The organism is Stenotrophomonas sp. STEN029 (assembly GCF_056760015.1).
This window is the reverse complement of the sequence record NZ_JBRREC010000052.1, coordinates 17,855-32,085: the sequence shown is the minus strand read 5'-3', so window position 1 is coordinate 32,085 and position 14,231 is coordinate 17,855. Positions and strand designations below refer to the sequence as shown.

Genomic DNA, 14,231 nt, shown 5'->3' with positions numbered 1-14,231 from the left:
GCGCCCCCCCCCCCCCCCACCACCCGGTCGCGCGTGGGCGGGGGGCGCGCCCCGCCCCCCGCGGGCGGCCCGGCCGCCCCCCCCGCCCCCCCCACTGCTCCCCCCCCCCCGCCCCCCGGCCCCCCCCCCCGCTCCTACAAGGTGTCAAGCTCTACGTGATTTCTCAGGCATACGCATCCAGCAGGCCGCGCATGCGCAGGTTGTGGCTGGAGGTTACCGGGAGGTCGCTGCCTTCCAGTTGGTTGCCGGATGCCAATTCGCTACCCGTCCCGCCCTTGTCGCCCTGCTGCTGCGGCGTGGACTGCTGGCCGACATCTGCGTGGCTGAGCTGCAGACCCTGTTCGCCCAGCATTTCGCGCAGGCGCGGCAGACTGCTTTCCAGGGCGTGGCGGACATCGGCGTGGGCGCTGCTGAAACTGGCGTGGACGCGGTCGCCGTCCAGCTGCAGTTTGACGTCGATCTCGCCCATGTTTTCCGGGTTGATGCGGATGTGGGCGTGGCCGATCTTCTGCTCCGCCAGCCAACCGACGCGGGCGCCGATGGCTTCGTCAAAGTCACCGGCATTCAGGTCCGGGGTTGGCGTGGGTGCGGTGATGCTGCTGGCCGGGGCGCTTGCGCGGACTTCCTGCAGGGCCTGGTTGTGCAGCAGGGATGCAAACGTGGTGGGAGCCGGGGTGTCGGCGTCCAGGTTCAGGTTGTTTGCATCGTCGCTCGCGGTTGCGGCGGCCAACGGCAGGCTCAACTCTGCGCTGGCCTCGTCGGCGCTGATGGTGGCCGGCTTGGCTGAGGCAGCAGTCGCGACCGCTGGCAGGGCAGTGAGCGCCGCCGCCGGATTGGCTTGCGCGGCCTCATCCTGGTTCGCAGCTGCCAGGGCCGCTGGCGCCTGCGTTGCAGGCTCCGTTGGCTGGGCAACGATCGCAGACAGCCCAAACGGCGGCCAAGGCGCATCTTCCGCCGCGGTCTGCGTGTCGGGCTTGTCGTCGTTGCTGGTACTGCTGTCGGTGGCGGTGCTCTGTTCCGTAGTGGTTTCGCTGCCACCGTCTTCGCTGCGCGTTTCGCTGGCGGGCTTGGCATCAGTGCTGGCTTGCTTGCTGGCTGTTGGCTTCTGCGTGGCTGGCTTGCTGTTGAGCATTGCGTCGAAGCCGTTGTTGCTGGACTTGTCGGTGCTGTTGCTGCGCGCGCCGCTGCTGTCGATGCTGCCGGCACCGCCGAGTGCGGGGGAAAGGACGTTCACTGGCTTTCTCCCTCACCCTCGGCGTTCTTCAGGCGCACACGGCGGGCACCGATATCATCCATCTCGCGCTGGTCGCGACGATCGGCGACCTGCTTTTCCTGGGCGCGATAGCTGGCGGCCAGCTGTTCCAGCACGGCTTTGTCGCGGCTGGCCAGCAACAGCCGCGCGCGTTCGGCCTCAACGCGCTCCTGGTTGCTGTCCACGGTCTTGCTCTGCGCTTCCACCGCGTTGTCGAGGCGGTCGAGGAAAGCGCGGCGGTTGAGCAACTGCGCGGCACTGGTGGTCGCCAGTTGCGCGTTGGCGTATTCCTCTGCGTACTGACGCAACTCGGAAAGCCGCGACTGATGCATGTCCAAGGCCTGCTGGCGTTCTGCCAGGGCTTTGGCGACTTCATCTTCACGGTCCTGTGCGTGGCGCAGCAGCGGGTCCAGGCGTCGACTAGGGCTCATGCGGGCGTCTCACTATCTACCAGTTGGTGCAATGCACTGAGGCTGTGGCTCAGGTCGGCGGCGTTATGCACGTCCTGGCCAAGGAATTCCATGATCTCCGGCCACCGATCCAGCGCTTCGTCGGTGAGCGGGTCGTTGCCGCGCTGATAGGCACCAATGGCGATCAGGTCGCGGTTGGCCGTGTAGGCCGATACCAGCTGCTTCAGCTTGCGGATACGTGCGCGCCAGACGTCGTCGGCGATGTCCTGGACCACGCGGCTGACCGAGGACTCGACATCGATGGCCGGGTACAGGCCGCTGTCGGCAACGCGCCGCGAGAGCAGGATGTGGCCGTCGAGGATGGCGCGTGCGGCGTCGGCGATCGGGTCCTGCGGATCGTCGCCTTCGGTAAGCACGGTGTAGAAAGCAGTGATCGAGCCGCGGCCCTTGGCACCGTTGCCTGCGCGCTCGACCAGCGCGGGCAGTTTGGCGAACACCGATGGCGGGTAGCCGCGGGTGGTTGGTGGCTCACCAACCGACAGGCCGATCTCGCGCTGCGCCTGGGCGAAACGGGTCAGTGAATCCATCAGCAGCAGCACGTTCAAGCCCTGGTCGCGGAACCACTCGGCGATGGCGGTGGCGCGGTAGGCGCCGTGCAGGCGCGCCAACGGTGGTCGGTCGGCCGGACTGGCGACGACCACCGCGCGGCGCAGGCCTTCCTCGCCCAGTGTGGATTCGACGAAGTCACGTACTTCGCGACCACGTTCGCCGATCAGGCCGACCACGATCACATCGGCAGCGGTGAAGCGGGTCATCATGCCCAGCAGCGTCGATTTGCCGACACCGGAGCCCGCGAACAGACCGACACGCTGGCCGCGGCCAATTGGCAGCAGCGAATTGATTGCGCGCACGCCAACGTCCAGTGGCTGGGTGATCGGCTCGCGTGCAAGTGGGTTGATCGACACGCCGGCCATGCTGACCACGCCTTCCGCGCGGATCGGGCCCTTGCCATCCAGCGGAACGCCATCGGAGTCGATGACGCGTCCGAGCAGGCCTTCGCCGACCTCGACGCCGCCACGGCGATAGGAGGGCACAACGCGGGCGTTGGGCAGCAGGCCGTGCAGCTCGGCGCTGGGCATCAGATAGGTGCGGTCGCCGGAGAAACCGACCACCTCGGCATCGACCCAACCGCCGTCGATGATCTCGACCTTGCAGCTGGCACCCATTGGTGCTTCGCAGCCAACCGCTTCGAGGGTGAGGCCAACGGCGCGGCGCAGGATGCCTTCGCGGACCAGGCCATGACCGCCACCGGCATCGAGCGAGATGCCATCCAGGCGCGCGGCCAGGCGCAGGTTGCGTGCAGCAGCCCAGTCGGCGGGAGCGGGCGAGGGCGCGGGGGCAGAATTCATTGGCTGGCTCCGGCGCGGCGCAGCACGGTGGCCAGTGCAGCGCGCAGGCGTGCATCGAGGGTGCCATCGACGCGCACCGCCTCGGCGTGCACGCGCAGGTCGCCGCGGCTGAGGCTGTGGTCTGGTACCAGGCGCTGCCCGGCCGGCAAGGTAAGCAGATTGCTGATTGCAGCGATGTCATCCGGGTGCAGGCGCACCTCGACGTCGCGGTTGGTGCCGCTGACGGTATCCAGCGCCTCGTCGATCAGATCCTTGAGCAGCGATGGATCGGCCTCGTAGGCACGGCTGATCAAAGCGCCGGCGATACGTACGGACAGCTCGCCTAGCGCGCCGACTACTTCATTTTCCAGTCGTACCAGCGGGCGGCTGAAGTTGTCGAGGATGCCCTCGATCTGCGCGGTCAGGCGACGCACTTCGGCCTGGCCCTGCGCGTAGCCTTCGGCATGACCTTGCTGGAAGCCTTCTTCCTGTGCGGCATCGCGGATTGCCTGGACTTCCTCCAGGGTCGGCGGCTGCAAGGCGGGAGCTACCGGCTCGGCAACGATGGTTTCCAGCGATGCGAGGTCGAACTCCTCCGCCACCGACGGGCTGGCCGGTGCGTTCAGATCCGGGGCGTGCCAGCGCACGGCATTGATCACAGCATGGCCTCCGCTGCGCCGCCGAGGGTGATGGTGCCTTCATCGCCCATGCGTTTGACGATGGCGAGGATTTCGCGCTGCGCGCCTTCCACATCGGACAGGCGTACCGGGCCGCGCGCTTCCATGTCTTCGAGCAGGATCTCGGCTGCCCGCTGCGACATGTTGCGGGTGATCTTGTCGCGCACCTTGATGTCGGCGCCGCGCAGGGCCAGGCCCAGGCGTTCGCCGCTCACTTCGCGCAACACCAGCTGCATTTCGCGATCGTCCAGGTCCACCAGGTCGTCGAACACGAACATCAGGTCCTGGATGCGGCTGCCCAGCGGCGAATCGATGCGGGCGATCTCGGTGAGGATGGCCTGGTCCTGGCCGCCGTCCATGAAGTTGAGGATGTTGGCAGCACACTGCACGCCGCCGATGTTCGACGACTTCAGGTTCTGGTTGCCGGCGAACTGGCGCTCCATGATCTCGTTGAGTTCGTTCAGCGCGTTCGGCGGAATACCGTCGAGGGTGGCAATGCGCAGCAGCACGTCGACGCGGGTGCGCTCGGGCAGCAGCTTCAGCGCTTCGGCGGCCTGGTCGGTTTCCAGGTGGGCCATGACAATGGCGATGATCTGCGGGTGCTCGTTGCGCACCAGGTCAGCGACTGCACGCGGGTCCATCCACTTCAGCGCATCCAGGCCAGTGGTGTTGCGGCCGAGCAGGATGCGGTCGATCAGGTTGCTGGCTTTCTCATTGCCCAGCGCCTGCACCAGCATGTTGCGGATGTAGTCGTCCGAGCCGACGCTCAGCGAGGTCTTGTTGCCCAGTTCGGCACCGAAATCATCCATCACCTGCTGCACCTGCTCGCGGGTGACGTCGCTGAGCGTGGCCATGGCGATGCCGATCTTCTGCACTTCCTTCGGTTCCATGTGACGCAGCACTTCGGCCGCGTCGGTCTCGCCGAGCGACAGCAGCAGTACGGCGGCACGTTGCACGCCGGTCATCGGCATTGCATCAGTCATTTGACACCCATCCCTTCACTACCTGGGCAACCCGTTTGGAGTCGGTCTTCACTGCTTCGCGGGCCATGCGCAGGCGTTCTTCATAAGCGTCCACCGGCAGTGCCAAAGCTGGCTTGCCGTCAAGGTGCAGGCGGTCGGCGGCAAGTGCCGGCATCTCGGTGCCGTCATCGAGAACCTGGACGTCTGCGCTGAGTGGATCTTCCGGACCCGACAAGGCCTTGGGCGTGCTGGTGATCTGGCGCAGGGCGGGGCGCAGCACGCCGAACAGCAGGGCCAGGACCACGATGGCGCCAAGCACCAGGCGCAGTGCATCACGCACCTGCGGGTTCTCCCACCACTTGGGGGCTTCGACCGGAATGGATTCGCGCACGAACGGTGCATTCATCACCGACACCGTGTCGCCGCGTTCGGCATTGAAGCCGACGGCCTGCTTGACCAATGCTTCGACGCGGGTCAGTTCGGCGGCAGTGAGCGGTTGGTCGGTCTGCTTGCCGTTGGCACCGGCACGCGGCACATGGTCCACCAGAACCGCAACCGACACCCGGTTGACCCGGCCCGGCGGCTGGCGGGTGTGCTGCAGGGTGCGGTCCAGCTCGTAGTTGCGGGTGGCGTTCTTGGAGGTTTCGGTCGGCGTGGCGGCGGTAGCCGGCGGTGCTGCAGCGGCGCCCGGCGGGGTGTTGCTGGTCGCACCGGGAATGCCCTGCGGGCCGGCGGTGGCGCTGCTGTTCTCGCTGATCTGCTCGCTACGAACCTTTTGCGGCTCACCGTTGAACAGCTCGCGGGCTTCCTCGGTGACCGAGAAATCCATGTCGACGCTGACTTCCGGATTGACCCGGCCGGCACCGGTCATCGGCTCCAGCAGTTCGCGGATGCGCTGGTTGTAGGAACCTTCCAGACGCCGCACCTGATCGAACTGCGCAGCATTGAGCGCGGCTTCGCTGTTGGGGTCGGCGATGGTGAGCATGCGGCCGCTCTGGTCGACCACGGTCACGCGCTCGGGCGCCAGATCAGGAATGCTGGAAGCGACCATGTGCACGATGGCATCCACCTGGTTGCGTTCCAGCTGCTGGCCACCGCGCAGTTCCAGCACCACCGAGGCACTGGCGACATCGCGCTGGCGGGTGAAGGCGCTGGGCTTGGGAATGGCCAGGTGCACGCGTGCATCGCGGACCGGTCGCAGGCTGCTGATGGTGCGCACCAGCTCGGTTTCCAGCGCGTGCTGGTAGCGCGCGGTTTCGACGAACTGGCTGACGCCGAAGCCGGGATCGCGCTCCATCATCTCAAAGCCGAGGCGGCCGCTCTCGGTCAGGCCGGAGCCGGCCAGTTTCAGGCGCGCGTCGTGCACGTTCTTCTCCGGCACGCTGATGGCACCGGTGGTGGCGTCCAGCTCAAACGGAATCTGTGCGGAGCGCAGCAGGTCGGTGGCTTCGGCGGTCGCCTTCTGGTCCAGCCCGGTGTAGAGCGGCATCATCTGCGGCTTCTGCGCCCAGAAGAACACGAACAGACCGGCTGCCACGGCAACCGTGATCATTGCCATCAAACCCAGACGGCGGGTGATCTGCAGGCTCTGCAGACGGTCGAACCAGGCGCCAGCCCGTTCCGGATTCAGTGATTCTCTGGACAGCGCGAGTGCCATGCGTGCGGATCCTTACAGCGGCATGTTCATCACGTCCTGGTAAGCCTGGACGAGACGGTTACGGACTTCCACGGTGGCGCGGAACGCCAGCGAGGACTGTTGGGAGGCGACCATGACCTTGGCCAGGTCGGCATTGGCATCGCCACGCTCGAATGCGGCAGCCAACTGCCCGGACTTCTGCTGGGCTTCGTTGACGCCCTGGATGGCGCCCTGCAAGGCCTGGCTGAACGAAGGCGCGGTAACGGCATTGCCTTCGGCCAGCCCCTGGATCGCATTGCTGCGCGGCGCATCACCAAGGGGCGCGGCTTGCCCGACCTGGTTCTGCAGCGTGCGGATCTGGGAGAGAACAGAGGTGATGGAGTGGGACATCGTGCGGGGTTCCGGGCAACGTGTGGGGGAGCTGCTGGGACAGCTGCAAGTTGCGTGCCGGAACCGTGAAGGCCTTGATGTTCGTGAATGCGTGGCGCGGTGGTGCGGAACGTGTCGGAAACCCGACGCTGCTGGTTGGGCTCTCAAGGCTGGCGCCGGTTTTGAAGCACAAATCAAAACGGCCGCCGGAGAACCGGCGGCCGTCTAGCAGGCGGGACATTGATTTGTGGGTCAGGGCAGCCAAGCTGCGCGCCATTCGTCCAGACCAGCACCTTCCAGCATCCAGTCGCGGTGGACGAGGGTCTTCAATGCGTCGCCGGCTTTGTGGCGGGCAGCGGTGTCGGTCAGATGCTCACGGATGGCACCCACCCATTCGCGGTGTCGGTTGCGTACGCGGGTGACGGGCAAGGCAGGGTCCTGGTAAGGGCCGACATCGCTGCAAACCACCGGTATGGCGCAGGCACCGTATTCGAGCAGGCGCAGGTTGCTCTTGCAGGCGTTGAAGCGGTTGTCTTCCAGTGGTGCGATTGCCAGATCCAGTTGCAGACCCGCCAAGGCGCGTGGGTAGAGCGCAATGTCCACGCCCGGATGGAACTCAGCGATATACGGGCGCAGGCGATCCGGGCACATGCCGAAGAACACCCAATCCACTTCCTGCGCCAATTCGCTGACGACGTCGGCGATCATCTCCAGGTCACCGGTATGGCCAAGTCCACCGGCCCAGCCTACCCGCGGTCGTGGGCCGCCGTCGCGACGGACCAGCGGCAGCTGCTTCCACCAGTTCACCGGCAGCCGGTTGGCGGCAATGCGGATATCCGGATGCAGGCCGGCAAACGCCTCGGCCATCGCCGGGGTCGATACCACGAAGCGGTCCACGAGCCCGAGTGCCTTGCGCAGGCTGCGCAGGACATCGCGCGGCATGTGTTCACGGTGTGCGCTTTTGGCCGGCAGGTTGGGCAGGTAGTCGTCCAGCTCGTAGATCTTCAGAGCGGACGAATAACGGCCCATGCGCTGGATGCTGTGCAGGTCGTCCTCGCTGACGCGGCGCTGCAGGATCACCACATCCGGATCGATGCGCGCCTGCTCGACCGGATCGAGCAGCGTTGCATAGAGCACACCTTCTACATGGCCCCCAGACTTCAAGGCCTCGAGTGGTTGGATCACCCGGTATTGGCCGCTACCCCAGGGATCAGCGGGTTGTGCCAACACGCGTGGGACAGGGCGCCACGGCAATGGCTTCCATGAGAACTCGGACTCGCCCAGTCTGAAGCCGCCGACAACATCCAGGCGCAGGCTAGGGTTGTAGGCGGGATCATGGGCGAGGACGGGCAGCCAGCGATCGAACAGAGCGTCCTTTACCGCCTCCGCCAACGGAGCCGGTTCGTTTGAATGCAACAGCAGTGCATGCGGCGTCCATACCGTCAGGTAGCCCAGCGCACGCGCGCGCAGGCATAGATCGACATCTGCGCCTGCGTCGCTGAACGTCGCATGGTCGAAGCCGTCCAGTTCGACGAACAGCGCTTTGTCGATCAACAAGCAACTGTCAGCGACTGCGGAATACTGCTGCGCCACCTGAAGGCGGTTCATGTATCCGGGCGCATCGATGGCCGCGCCTGCAAACGCGTGGCCGCCGTTGGCGAGCAGGCCGGGCACCAGACCTGCATGGGTGAGCTTGCCTTCGCCGGACACGGTTTTGGCACCAACCACGCCAACTTCTGGACGCAGGCCGTGGTTGAGCAGTTCGTCAAGCCATTGTGGCTGCAGTGCGGCCACTCCGGGGCGCAGGAACAGCAGGTAGTCGGCGCTGCTCTGAGTCGCGGCCAGATTGCACGCAGCGGCATGTGGTAGTGGTGGATCGAAGGCAAACGCCTGCACCCGGTCAGCTGCCAGTGTTTCAACCTGCTGCATCCATTGCCGTAGCTCTGGCGCGGCGCCGTTGTCGACCAGCACAAGCCTGTAGTTGGAATAGTGGGTCTTCTCAAGCACCGAGACCACGCAGCGCTCCAGAGCGCCCAGCGTGGTGTCATGGGCCACGATCACGACCAACGCAACCGTTGGCTGCTGCTCGTGACCATGATCGATACGGTAGAGCCCGTTGCCTAGTGGCTCTACCGTCGCGGATGAGTAACCGCGCGCCTGCAGGTGTGCGAGGATGGCGATCTGCGGGTAGTGGCTGTCTTGCCGCGGCGGCGCGCAGGTAAGCAAAGGCTCAGATAGATGTTGGATGCCGTCGAAGCCGCCGGCATGGATGAGCCGCAGGATCAGGTCCAGTTCCGCCGCATCACCGGCAGCCGGATCGAGGCCGCCTGTATCACGCAGTGCCTCTGTCCGGAAGATCCAGTGCGACGAAAGCATCGACGGGTTGCCAAGCAGCAGGTCGAGGTTGAGATCCGGGCGCAGCATGGGAGCCAAGGTCCCGTCCTGGTTGCGATACCAGCCGTCGGCGAAGGCGGCACGCAAGTGTGGCTGCTCGGCGAGCAGCAGGCGCAGCTGCAGCAGTCCACCCGGGGTGAATTCGTCGCCAGCGTTGGCCAGCAGCAGCCAGTCGATGGTTGGATCCGAGGCGAGGGTCTGGAGGGTAGCTGCCAGTGCTTGAGCATCCCCTGCGATCACTTGCACCTGCGCGACGGTCACGGCCGCGGACATGAGGTCCGCGGCAGCACAGGCCACCACGATGACCTGCAGGCCCTCTGGTATCACGCCATCGATAGCGAGACTGGCGATGCTGCGTTCGGCGGCGGCGGTGTCTCCGTCAACACTCCACAGGACTACGCACAGTCGCGGTGGGGCGCCTACCGTGCGCATGCGCTGCTCGCACAGCTGTCGCTGTGCAGGTGTCGGGTGGCGAATGGCCCGCCAGTTCTCGATCACGGATTCAGCTGTCTGCGGCAGATGGATGCCGAACTGCGTCAAGCGTTCGGCGCGGCCGATGCGGACGCTCTCGGTGTCCAGGTCGGAATGGCGGGAATAGATCTTCCGGTACAGCGCCGGATAATGCGCGAAGGCGTGCACGGAGCGACGCTCGTCGGCATCGGCGCGCATGCGTACCTGCACGGTTTCCTGATGGATGTGGTGGAATGGCACGTTGGCGGCCAGGCGCAGCAGGAAATCCCAGTCTTCCAGTCCTTCCAATCGCTCATCGAAGCCACCGACCTGGGCGGCGAGTGCACGTGGCCAGGCGAACGTGTTGACCGGGATGTAGTTGTCTACCGACAGGTGGGCATGGGAGTAACGCGCATGTGGGTAACGACGCTCTTCTGCAAGCACCTCGCGTATTCCGTCACCGATTCGCTCAGTGACGAACACTGCGTCGGTATAAACCACGTGGCCCGGCTGTTGCCGGATGGCATCGGCCAATACCTGGAGATGGTCTGGCAGGAACAGGTCGTCATCGTCGAGATAGACGATGTAGCGACCGTGTGCCAGTTTGTGCGCGGCATTGCGTGCCGCAGCCGGTCCCTGGTTGCGGGCCTGGCGCAGATAGTTGATGGACAGCGGCGTTGAAGTAATCAGTTCTTCGATCGCCATGCCATTGTCGTTGACCAGGATTACTTCGAAATCCTGCAAGCTCTGCGCGGCGATACTGGCCAACGCATCACGCAGCAGGGTGGGGCGGTCAAAGGTGGTGACAATGACGCTGAACAATGGAGCAGCGAGCTGCTCCGCCAAGGCTTCCAGTCGGCGGATCAAGGATCTCGCGCGGTCTCCCAGTGGAGACTGATGTTCCTGCGGGTACCGCTCGAGCCGACGTTGGATGTGGTCGGCGACCTCAAACTCGCGACCTTTCAAGCGATCCTGCGCATCGCGCTCGAATACGCCCTCAACGATGCTGAGGTGGTCCGACAAAGGTGCGCTTGAGCCATAGAAGCGGTGGGAGTCCTGCGCACCATGGCTGCGATAGCTGACGCCTGGCTCGCTGACATAGACGAAATCCGGGTGGCGCTCGGCCATCTGGACCACCATCTGCCAGTCGCCACCACCATTGGTTTTCTTTGGGCGCCAGCCGGCGAGAAAAGCATGGCGCTGGTAGACAACGGCCGACAACGGCATGTAACAGTCATGGATCAGCAGGTCGGCCAGTTCGTTGCGGCCGCCGCTGTAGTCGGTATCACGCAGCCCGGGATGACGGGCTTGCTGCACCGGCAGGCCATGCTCGTCGATCCAGCTGATAGCGGTGTAGCCGACTGCAGCCTGCGGATTGGCCTGCAGGCGCGGCAGCAGCTGTGCAAGGTAACCTGGATTCAGGTGGTCATCGGCGGCGAGGATGCAGAAATACCGGCCTTGCGCGATGCGCAGGCCATTCACCCAGTTGTGGCCTACGCCATAGTTGTGTCGGTTACGGATGTAGCGGACGCGCGGCTCGTCGGCGAATGCCGCCATGACCTCCGCGGTATCGTCGCTGGAGGCATTGTCCAGGACCAGAATTTCGATGTCGACCAGCTGCTGGTCCAGCACCGACTGTACGCAGGTGGCCAGGAACCTTCCGTAGTTGTAGGTCGGTATCAATACGCTGAGTAACGGCACGCTGCGACGTACCACCGAGGCATCGGCGGCGATGGCTGCCGTCACTTTGTTGATCCAGCAGTCGATGCTGCGTGGATAGTTCAACGCTGGGTTGCTGTTGGCGGCCAGCTCCTGTTCGCTGTCCATGGCGGGGGGATTGAGATGCACGAGGCGGCGGTCCTGCGGCTCTACGTCGGCAGGAATGAGGATTTTCTCGAAGGCCTTGGCCTGCTCCTGCGCTGGCATCTGGTCGCCGGCGGAAAGCAGCAGGTAACGACGCGGTACCGCATCTGGATCAAGCAGGGCGTCATCTTCCCAGCTCACGCCCAATAGCAGCAGCGCATCAGTGTCCGTGGTCTGCGCGAGTTCAAAGCGACGGAACGAGAGCAGGTTGGCATCGCCATATGCCTGTAACTGCTGCAACGGAAGCTCGATCAGCAGCGATTGCCAGCGTGAATTGGACAGTAGAAACAACTGCCCGGTGACAGGGCAGTACCCGGCGATGCCGACATTCCAGGCAGTATGGCTGCAGCGTCCGCCGGCGATCCGGGTCCAATCGATCATGTGTGGTTCCATGTCACTGCGTGTTGCAAGCGCCGTACCGGGCCATGCCCTGCACCGATGCGTCCAGCGATGTCCAGGTATCCAGCCCCAGGGCGCGCGCCTTGCTGATATCCGGAACGTAGTAGGAGGTCGGGCCAGCCCGGCCATTCGGGAAGGCCAGGGGTTTACCAGGTGCCAGTTGGTCACGAACCCGTGCAGCCAGCTCGCGGATGCTCAATGCCTCGTCCGAGCCCACGTTGTAGGCCTCGCCGGGAGCACCACGAATCAACAGGAAAAGCAGCCACACCGCAAGGTCGCCGCCATGCAGGTAGCTGCGTACCGACTGTCCGCCGGAGCTCAGGTAGATCGCGTCGCGTTGCAGGGCATCACGCACGAAGTTGCCAATCGCAAAATGTGCATCCAATGGCAGGCCAGCACCGGAGAACGCGAAACACCGGGTATAGATCATCTCGATCGAGCTTTCCCGGGCATGGATGGCCGCAAGGGTTTCCTGGGCCCGTTTGCCCTCGCCATAGGCGCTTGCCGGGAGGCGGCTGTCACACGCCTGCTGGTTGCATTCGGCGACAGGAATGCCGAAGGGCAGGCTTCCATACTGGGCACCGGAGCCGGTGAAAAGGACGCGGCGGGCACCGCCTGATAGCGCTGCGTCAAGAACCCTGCGGGCGCCTTCCATGATCGTGTCGAACAGTTGCAGGGGGTTTGCGCCAGCCGCTGCCGAGGTGTCGGTTGCCGCATGCAGGACGAGATCGATGGCGCCAGCGGCCCTGGTGGGAAGCTGGCGGATGTCATGCTGGTGCCAGTGCAGCCAGCTGGCCTGGGTGTACCAGGGATTCAGCGCGAGGAAACGTTGCGGATCGCGCGACACAACGCTGGCCCGGACGTCACAATCGCTGCTGTTCAGCGCCTGCAGCAGCGCCAGCAGCCAGCGACCGAAGAAGCCGCTGCCGCCGGTGATCAGGATATGCTTTCCGTGCAGGCTTTGCTGCAGCTCACCGACTACCGGAATGCGTGGTAAGGCCTGCTGGATCTCCGCCAGCAGTGGGTTGGGTGCGCTCATGCGGCCGCGTCCAGGAGTTGCTTCCAGGACACAACCGGTGTTGCTGGAGACAGCTGGTGCATACCTTCTATCAGCTCCTGCTCGTGATCACGCTCGGCGCTCAGCACGATCAGGTCGATGCCGGTCGCTGTCTGCAGCCAGTCGTGGGCGACGATGGGAACGCCCAGCCACTGGATGCCTTGTCGGGTCACATTCGAGTCAAGGCAACACACGACATTGAGGTCGGCCTTGCGGGCCTCCTGTATGAGGATCGCGGCCAGCATCACGCTGCCAAGGATGACGACGTTCGTCCCTGGAGCGTAACCGGTGAAGATGTTTCGTTCCGAGCGGGCGAGCGCAATCCATTGCTGCAGTCGATTTGCGGGACCCGGTATGCCTGCGGTTGCAAGCGGATTATCCGCGAGCGCATCCGTGGCTGCGTCGGCACGGCCGAGCTGGGCAAGCAGAAGAATCAGCGGTAGCAGCGGAGACAGGGCGAGCGGACTATAGCTCAAGCGAAGTGGGGCTTTGTCCAGTAGTCGCTGCATCCTTGCAAGGATGGATGCGGGGATCTGTCTTGCCGATACATCGAGCAACAGGTCCTGCGCTTTGAATCTGGCGATGCGGGCATCGAATATCGGCAGGAACTCGTCGCAATAGTCGGTTTTCTTGATCAACCGGGACAGCATCGTCGAGCTGTACAGCGCTGCACGCGCCAGGTGAACCTGCTGCGTCTGCTGCACGTCGTGCTGGCGGTAGCGCAGCAGCGGGGCGTTGACGAATCCGACTGGCCCATGCAGGTTCATCGTCGCCGGCACCACCAGATCGCCGTTGCCCCGGTGTCTGGGTGGTGTGGCGGCAAGATAGGCCTGTTGCAGCTTCTTCAAGGATTGCAGGCGTGGCGAGAAGATCAGGCTGCTCGGCGGATGCCAGAGGTTCTCCACCGCCGCCCTGGCAATGAACTCACCGCGGGCGAAGATGCGGTCCGGTCCGGGGGCGGAGAACCATGCCTGCACCTGCTTTCCGTGCTTGTCGATGATGCTTTTGTTGGTCCATACCGCGGTGAGCTCGGGGTGTGCCGCGATCAGTGCCATCTGTCGCTTGAGCATGTCCGGTTCCATGATGTCGTCATCATGGGTGATCAGCAGGCGTTCGCCGCGGAACAGCCAAAGCGCCGACATGTTGTTGAAGCGGGCGGTGGACCCGGGCGGATTGCGTACGTAACGCAGGCGCGGATCATTGAACGACAACACGACCTGCGGGGTCTCATCGGTGCTGCCGTTGTCAAGCACCAGCAGTTCGAAGTCGCCCCAGGTCTGGTCGACAATGGCCTGCAGCGATTGCCGCAGGTAGTGCGCGCGGTTGTACGTCAGCAACGCAACGGTCAGGGGAACCATCTGTATCTTCCGTCAG

10 protein-coding genes are annotated in these 14,231 nt (G+C 64.6%); all 10 read right to left on the bottom strand.

The genetic code is table 11. The features are described 5' to 3' along the window. Nucleotides 1-163: 163 nt before the first annotated feature. On the bottom strand, nt 164-1,234 hold the full coding sequence (locus ACVOLI_RS12440; protein ID WP_481614656.1) for a flagellar hook-length control protein FliK: 1,071 nt from the start codon (nt 1,232-1,234) through the stop codon (nt 164-166). After that, the gene (fliJ, locus tag ACVOLI_RS12435) at nt 1,231-1,683 is read right to left on the bottom strand and encodes a flagellar export protein FliJ (RefSeq protein WP_481614655.1); all 453 of its coding nucleotides are present in this window, start codon (nt 1,681-1,683) and stop codon (nt 1,231-1,233) included. The genes ACVOLI_RS12440 and fliJ overlap by 4 nt, the downstream gene beginning before the upstream one ends. Next, nucleotides 1,680-3,071, bottom strand: coding sequence for a flagellar protein export ATPase FliI (gene fliI / locus ACVOLI_RS12430; RefSeq protein WP_481614654.1), 1,392 nt, complete (start codon nt 3,069-3,071; stop codon nt 1,680-1,682). The genes fliJ and fliI overlap by 4 nt, the downstream gene beginning before the upstream one ends. Further along, nucleotides 3,068-3,652, bottom strand: a complete 585-nt coding sequence (locus tag ACVOLI_RS12425; RefSeq protein WP_481614658.1) for a FliH/SctL family protein — start codon at nt 3,650-3,652, stop codon at nt 3,068-3,070. The genes fliI and ACVOLI_RS12425 overlap by 4 nt, the downstream gene beginning before the upstream one ends. Nucleotides 3,653-3,705: 53 nt before the next feature. Next, nucleotides 3,706-4,692, bottom strand: coding sequence for a flagellar motor switch protein FliG (fliG, locus tag ACVOLI_RS12420; protein WP_062171551.1), 987 nt, complete (start codon nt 4,690-4,692; stop codon nt 3,706-3,708). A 10-nt stretch (nt 4,693-4,702) separates the two neighbouring features. Continuing rightward, the gene (gene fliF / locus ACVOLI_RS12415; RefSeq protein ID WP_481614653.1) at nt 4,703-6,346 is read right to left on the bottom strand and encodes a flagellar basal-body MS-ring/collar protein FliF; all 1,644 of its coding nucleotides are present in this window, start codon (nt 6,344-6,346) and stop codon (nt 4,703-4,705) included. A gap of 12 nt (nt 6,347-6,358) precedes the next feature. Beyond that, the gene (fliE, locus tag ACVOLI_RS12410) at nt 6,359-6,715 is read right to left on the bottom strand and encodes a flagellar hook-basal body complex protein FliE (RefSeq protein WP_481614652.1); all 357 of its coding nucleotides are present in this window, start codon (nt 6,713-6,715) and stop codon (nt 6,359-6,361) included. A 231-nt stretch (nt 6,716-6,946) separates the two neighbouring features. Beyond that, nucleotides 6,947-11,782, bottom strand: coding sequence for a glycosyltransferase (locus tag ACVOLI_RS12405; RefSeq protein WP_481614651.1), 4,836 nt, complete (start codon nt 11,780-11,782; stop codon nt 6,947-6,949). 13 nt (nt 11,783-11,795) lie between these two features. Continuing rightward, nucleotides 11,796-12,839: an NAD-dependent epimerase/dehydratase family protein gene (locus ACVOLI_RS12400; protein ID WP_481614650.1), complete on the bottom strand. Its 1,044-nt coding sequence runs from the start codon at nt 12,837-12,839 to the stop codon at nt 11,796-11,798. Then, complete coding sequence (locus ACVOLI_RS12395; RefSeq protein WP_481614649.1) at nt 12,836-14,215, bottom strand: glycosyltransferase family A protein; 1,380 nt, start codon at nt 14,213-14,215, stop codon at nt 12,836-12,838. Before ACVOLI_RS12395 ends, ACVOLI_RS12400 begins: the two co-directional genes overlap by 4 nt. Between the last annotated feature and the right edge of the window lie 16 nt (nt 14,216-14,231).

What these genes read in the sequence shown, in the direction of transcription:
- fliJ (WP_481614655.1), bottom strand. Translation starts at nt 1,683, where the DNA reads ATGAGCCCTAGTCGACGCCTGGACCCGCTGCTGCGCCACGCACAGGAC.
- fliI (WP_481614654.1), bottom strand. Translation starts at nt 3,071, where the DNA reads ATGAATTCTGCCCCCGCGCCCTCGCCCGCTCCCGCCGACTGGGCTGCT.
- fliG (WP_062171551.1), bottom strand. Translation starts at nt 4,692, where the DNA reads ATGACCGGCGTGCAACGTGCCGCCGTACTGCTGCTGTCGCTCGGCGAG.
- fliF (WP_481614653.1), bottom strand. Translation starts at nt 6,346, where the DNA reads ATGGCACTCGCGCTGTCCAGAGAATCACTGAATCCGGAACGGGCTGGC.
- fliE (WP_481614652.1), bottom strand. Translation starts at nt 6,715, where the DNA reads ATGTCCCACTCCATCACCTCTGTTCTCTCCCAGATCCGCACGCTGCAG.
- ACVOLI_RS12405 (WP_481614651.1), bottom strand. Translation starts at nt 11,782, where the DNA reads ATGATCGATTGGACCCGGATCGCCGGCGGACGCTGCAGCCATACTGCC.
- ACVOLI_RS12400 (WP_481614650.1), bottom strand. Translation starts at nt 12,839, where the DNA reads ATGAGCGCACCCAACCCACTGCTGGCGGAGATCCAGCAGGCCTTACCA.
- ACVOLI_RS12395 (WP_481614649.1), bottom strand. Translation starts at nt 14,215, where the DNA reads ATGGTTCCCCTGACCGTTGCGTTGCTGACGTACAACCGCGCGCACTAC.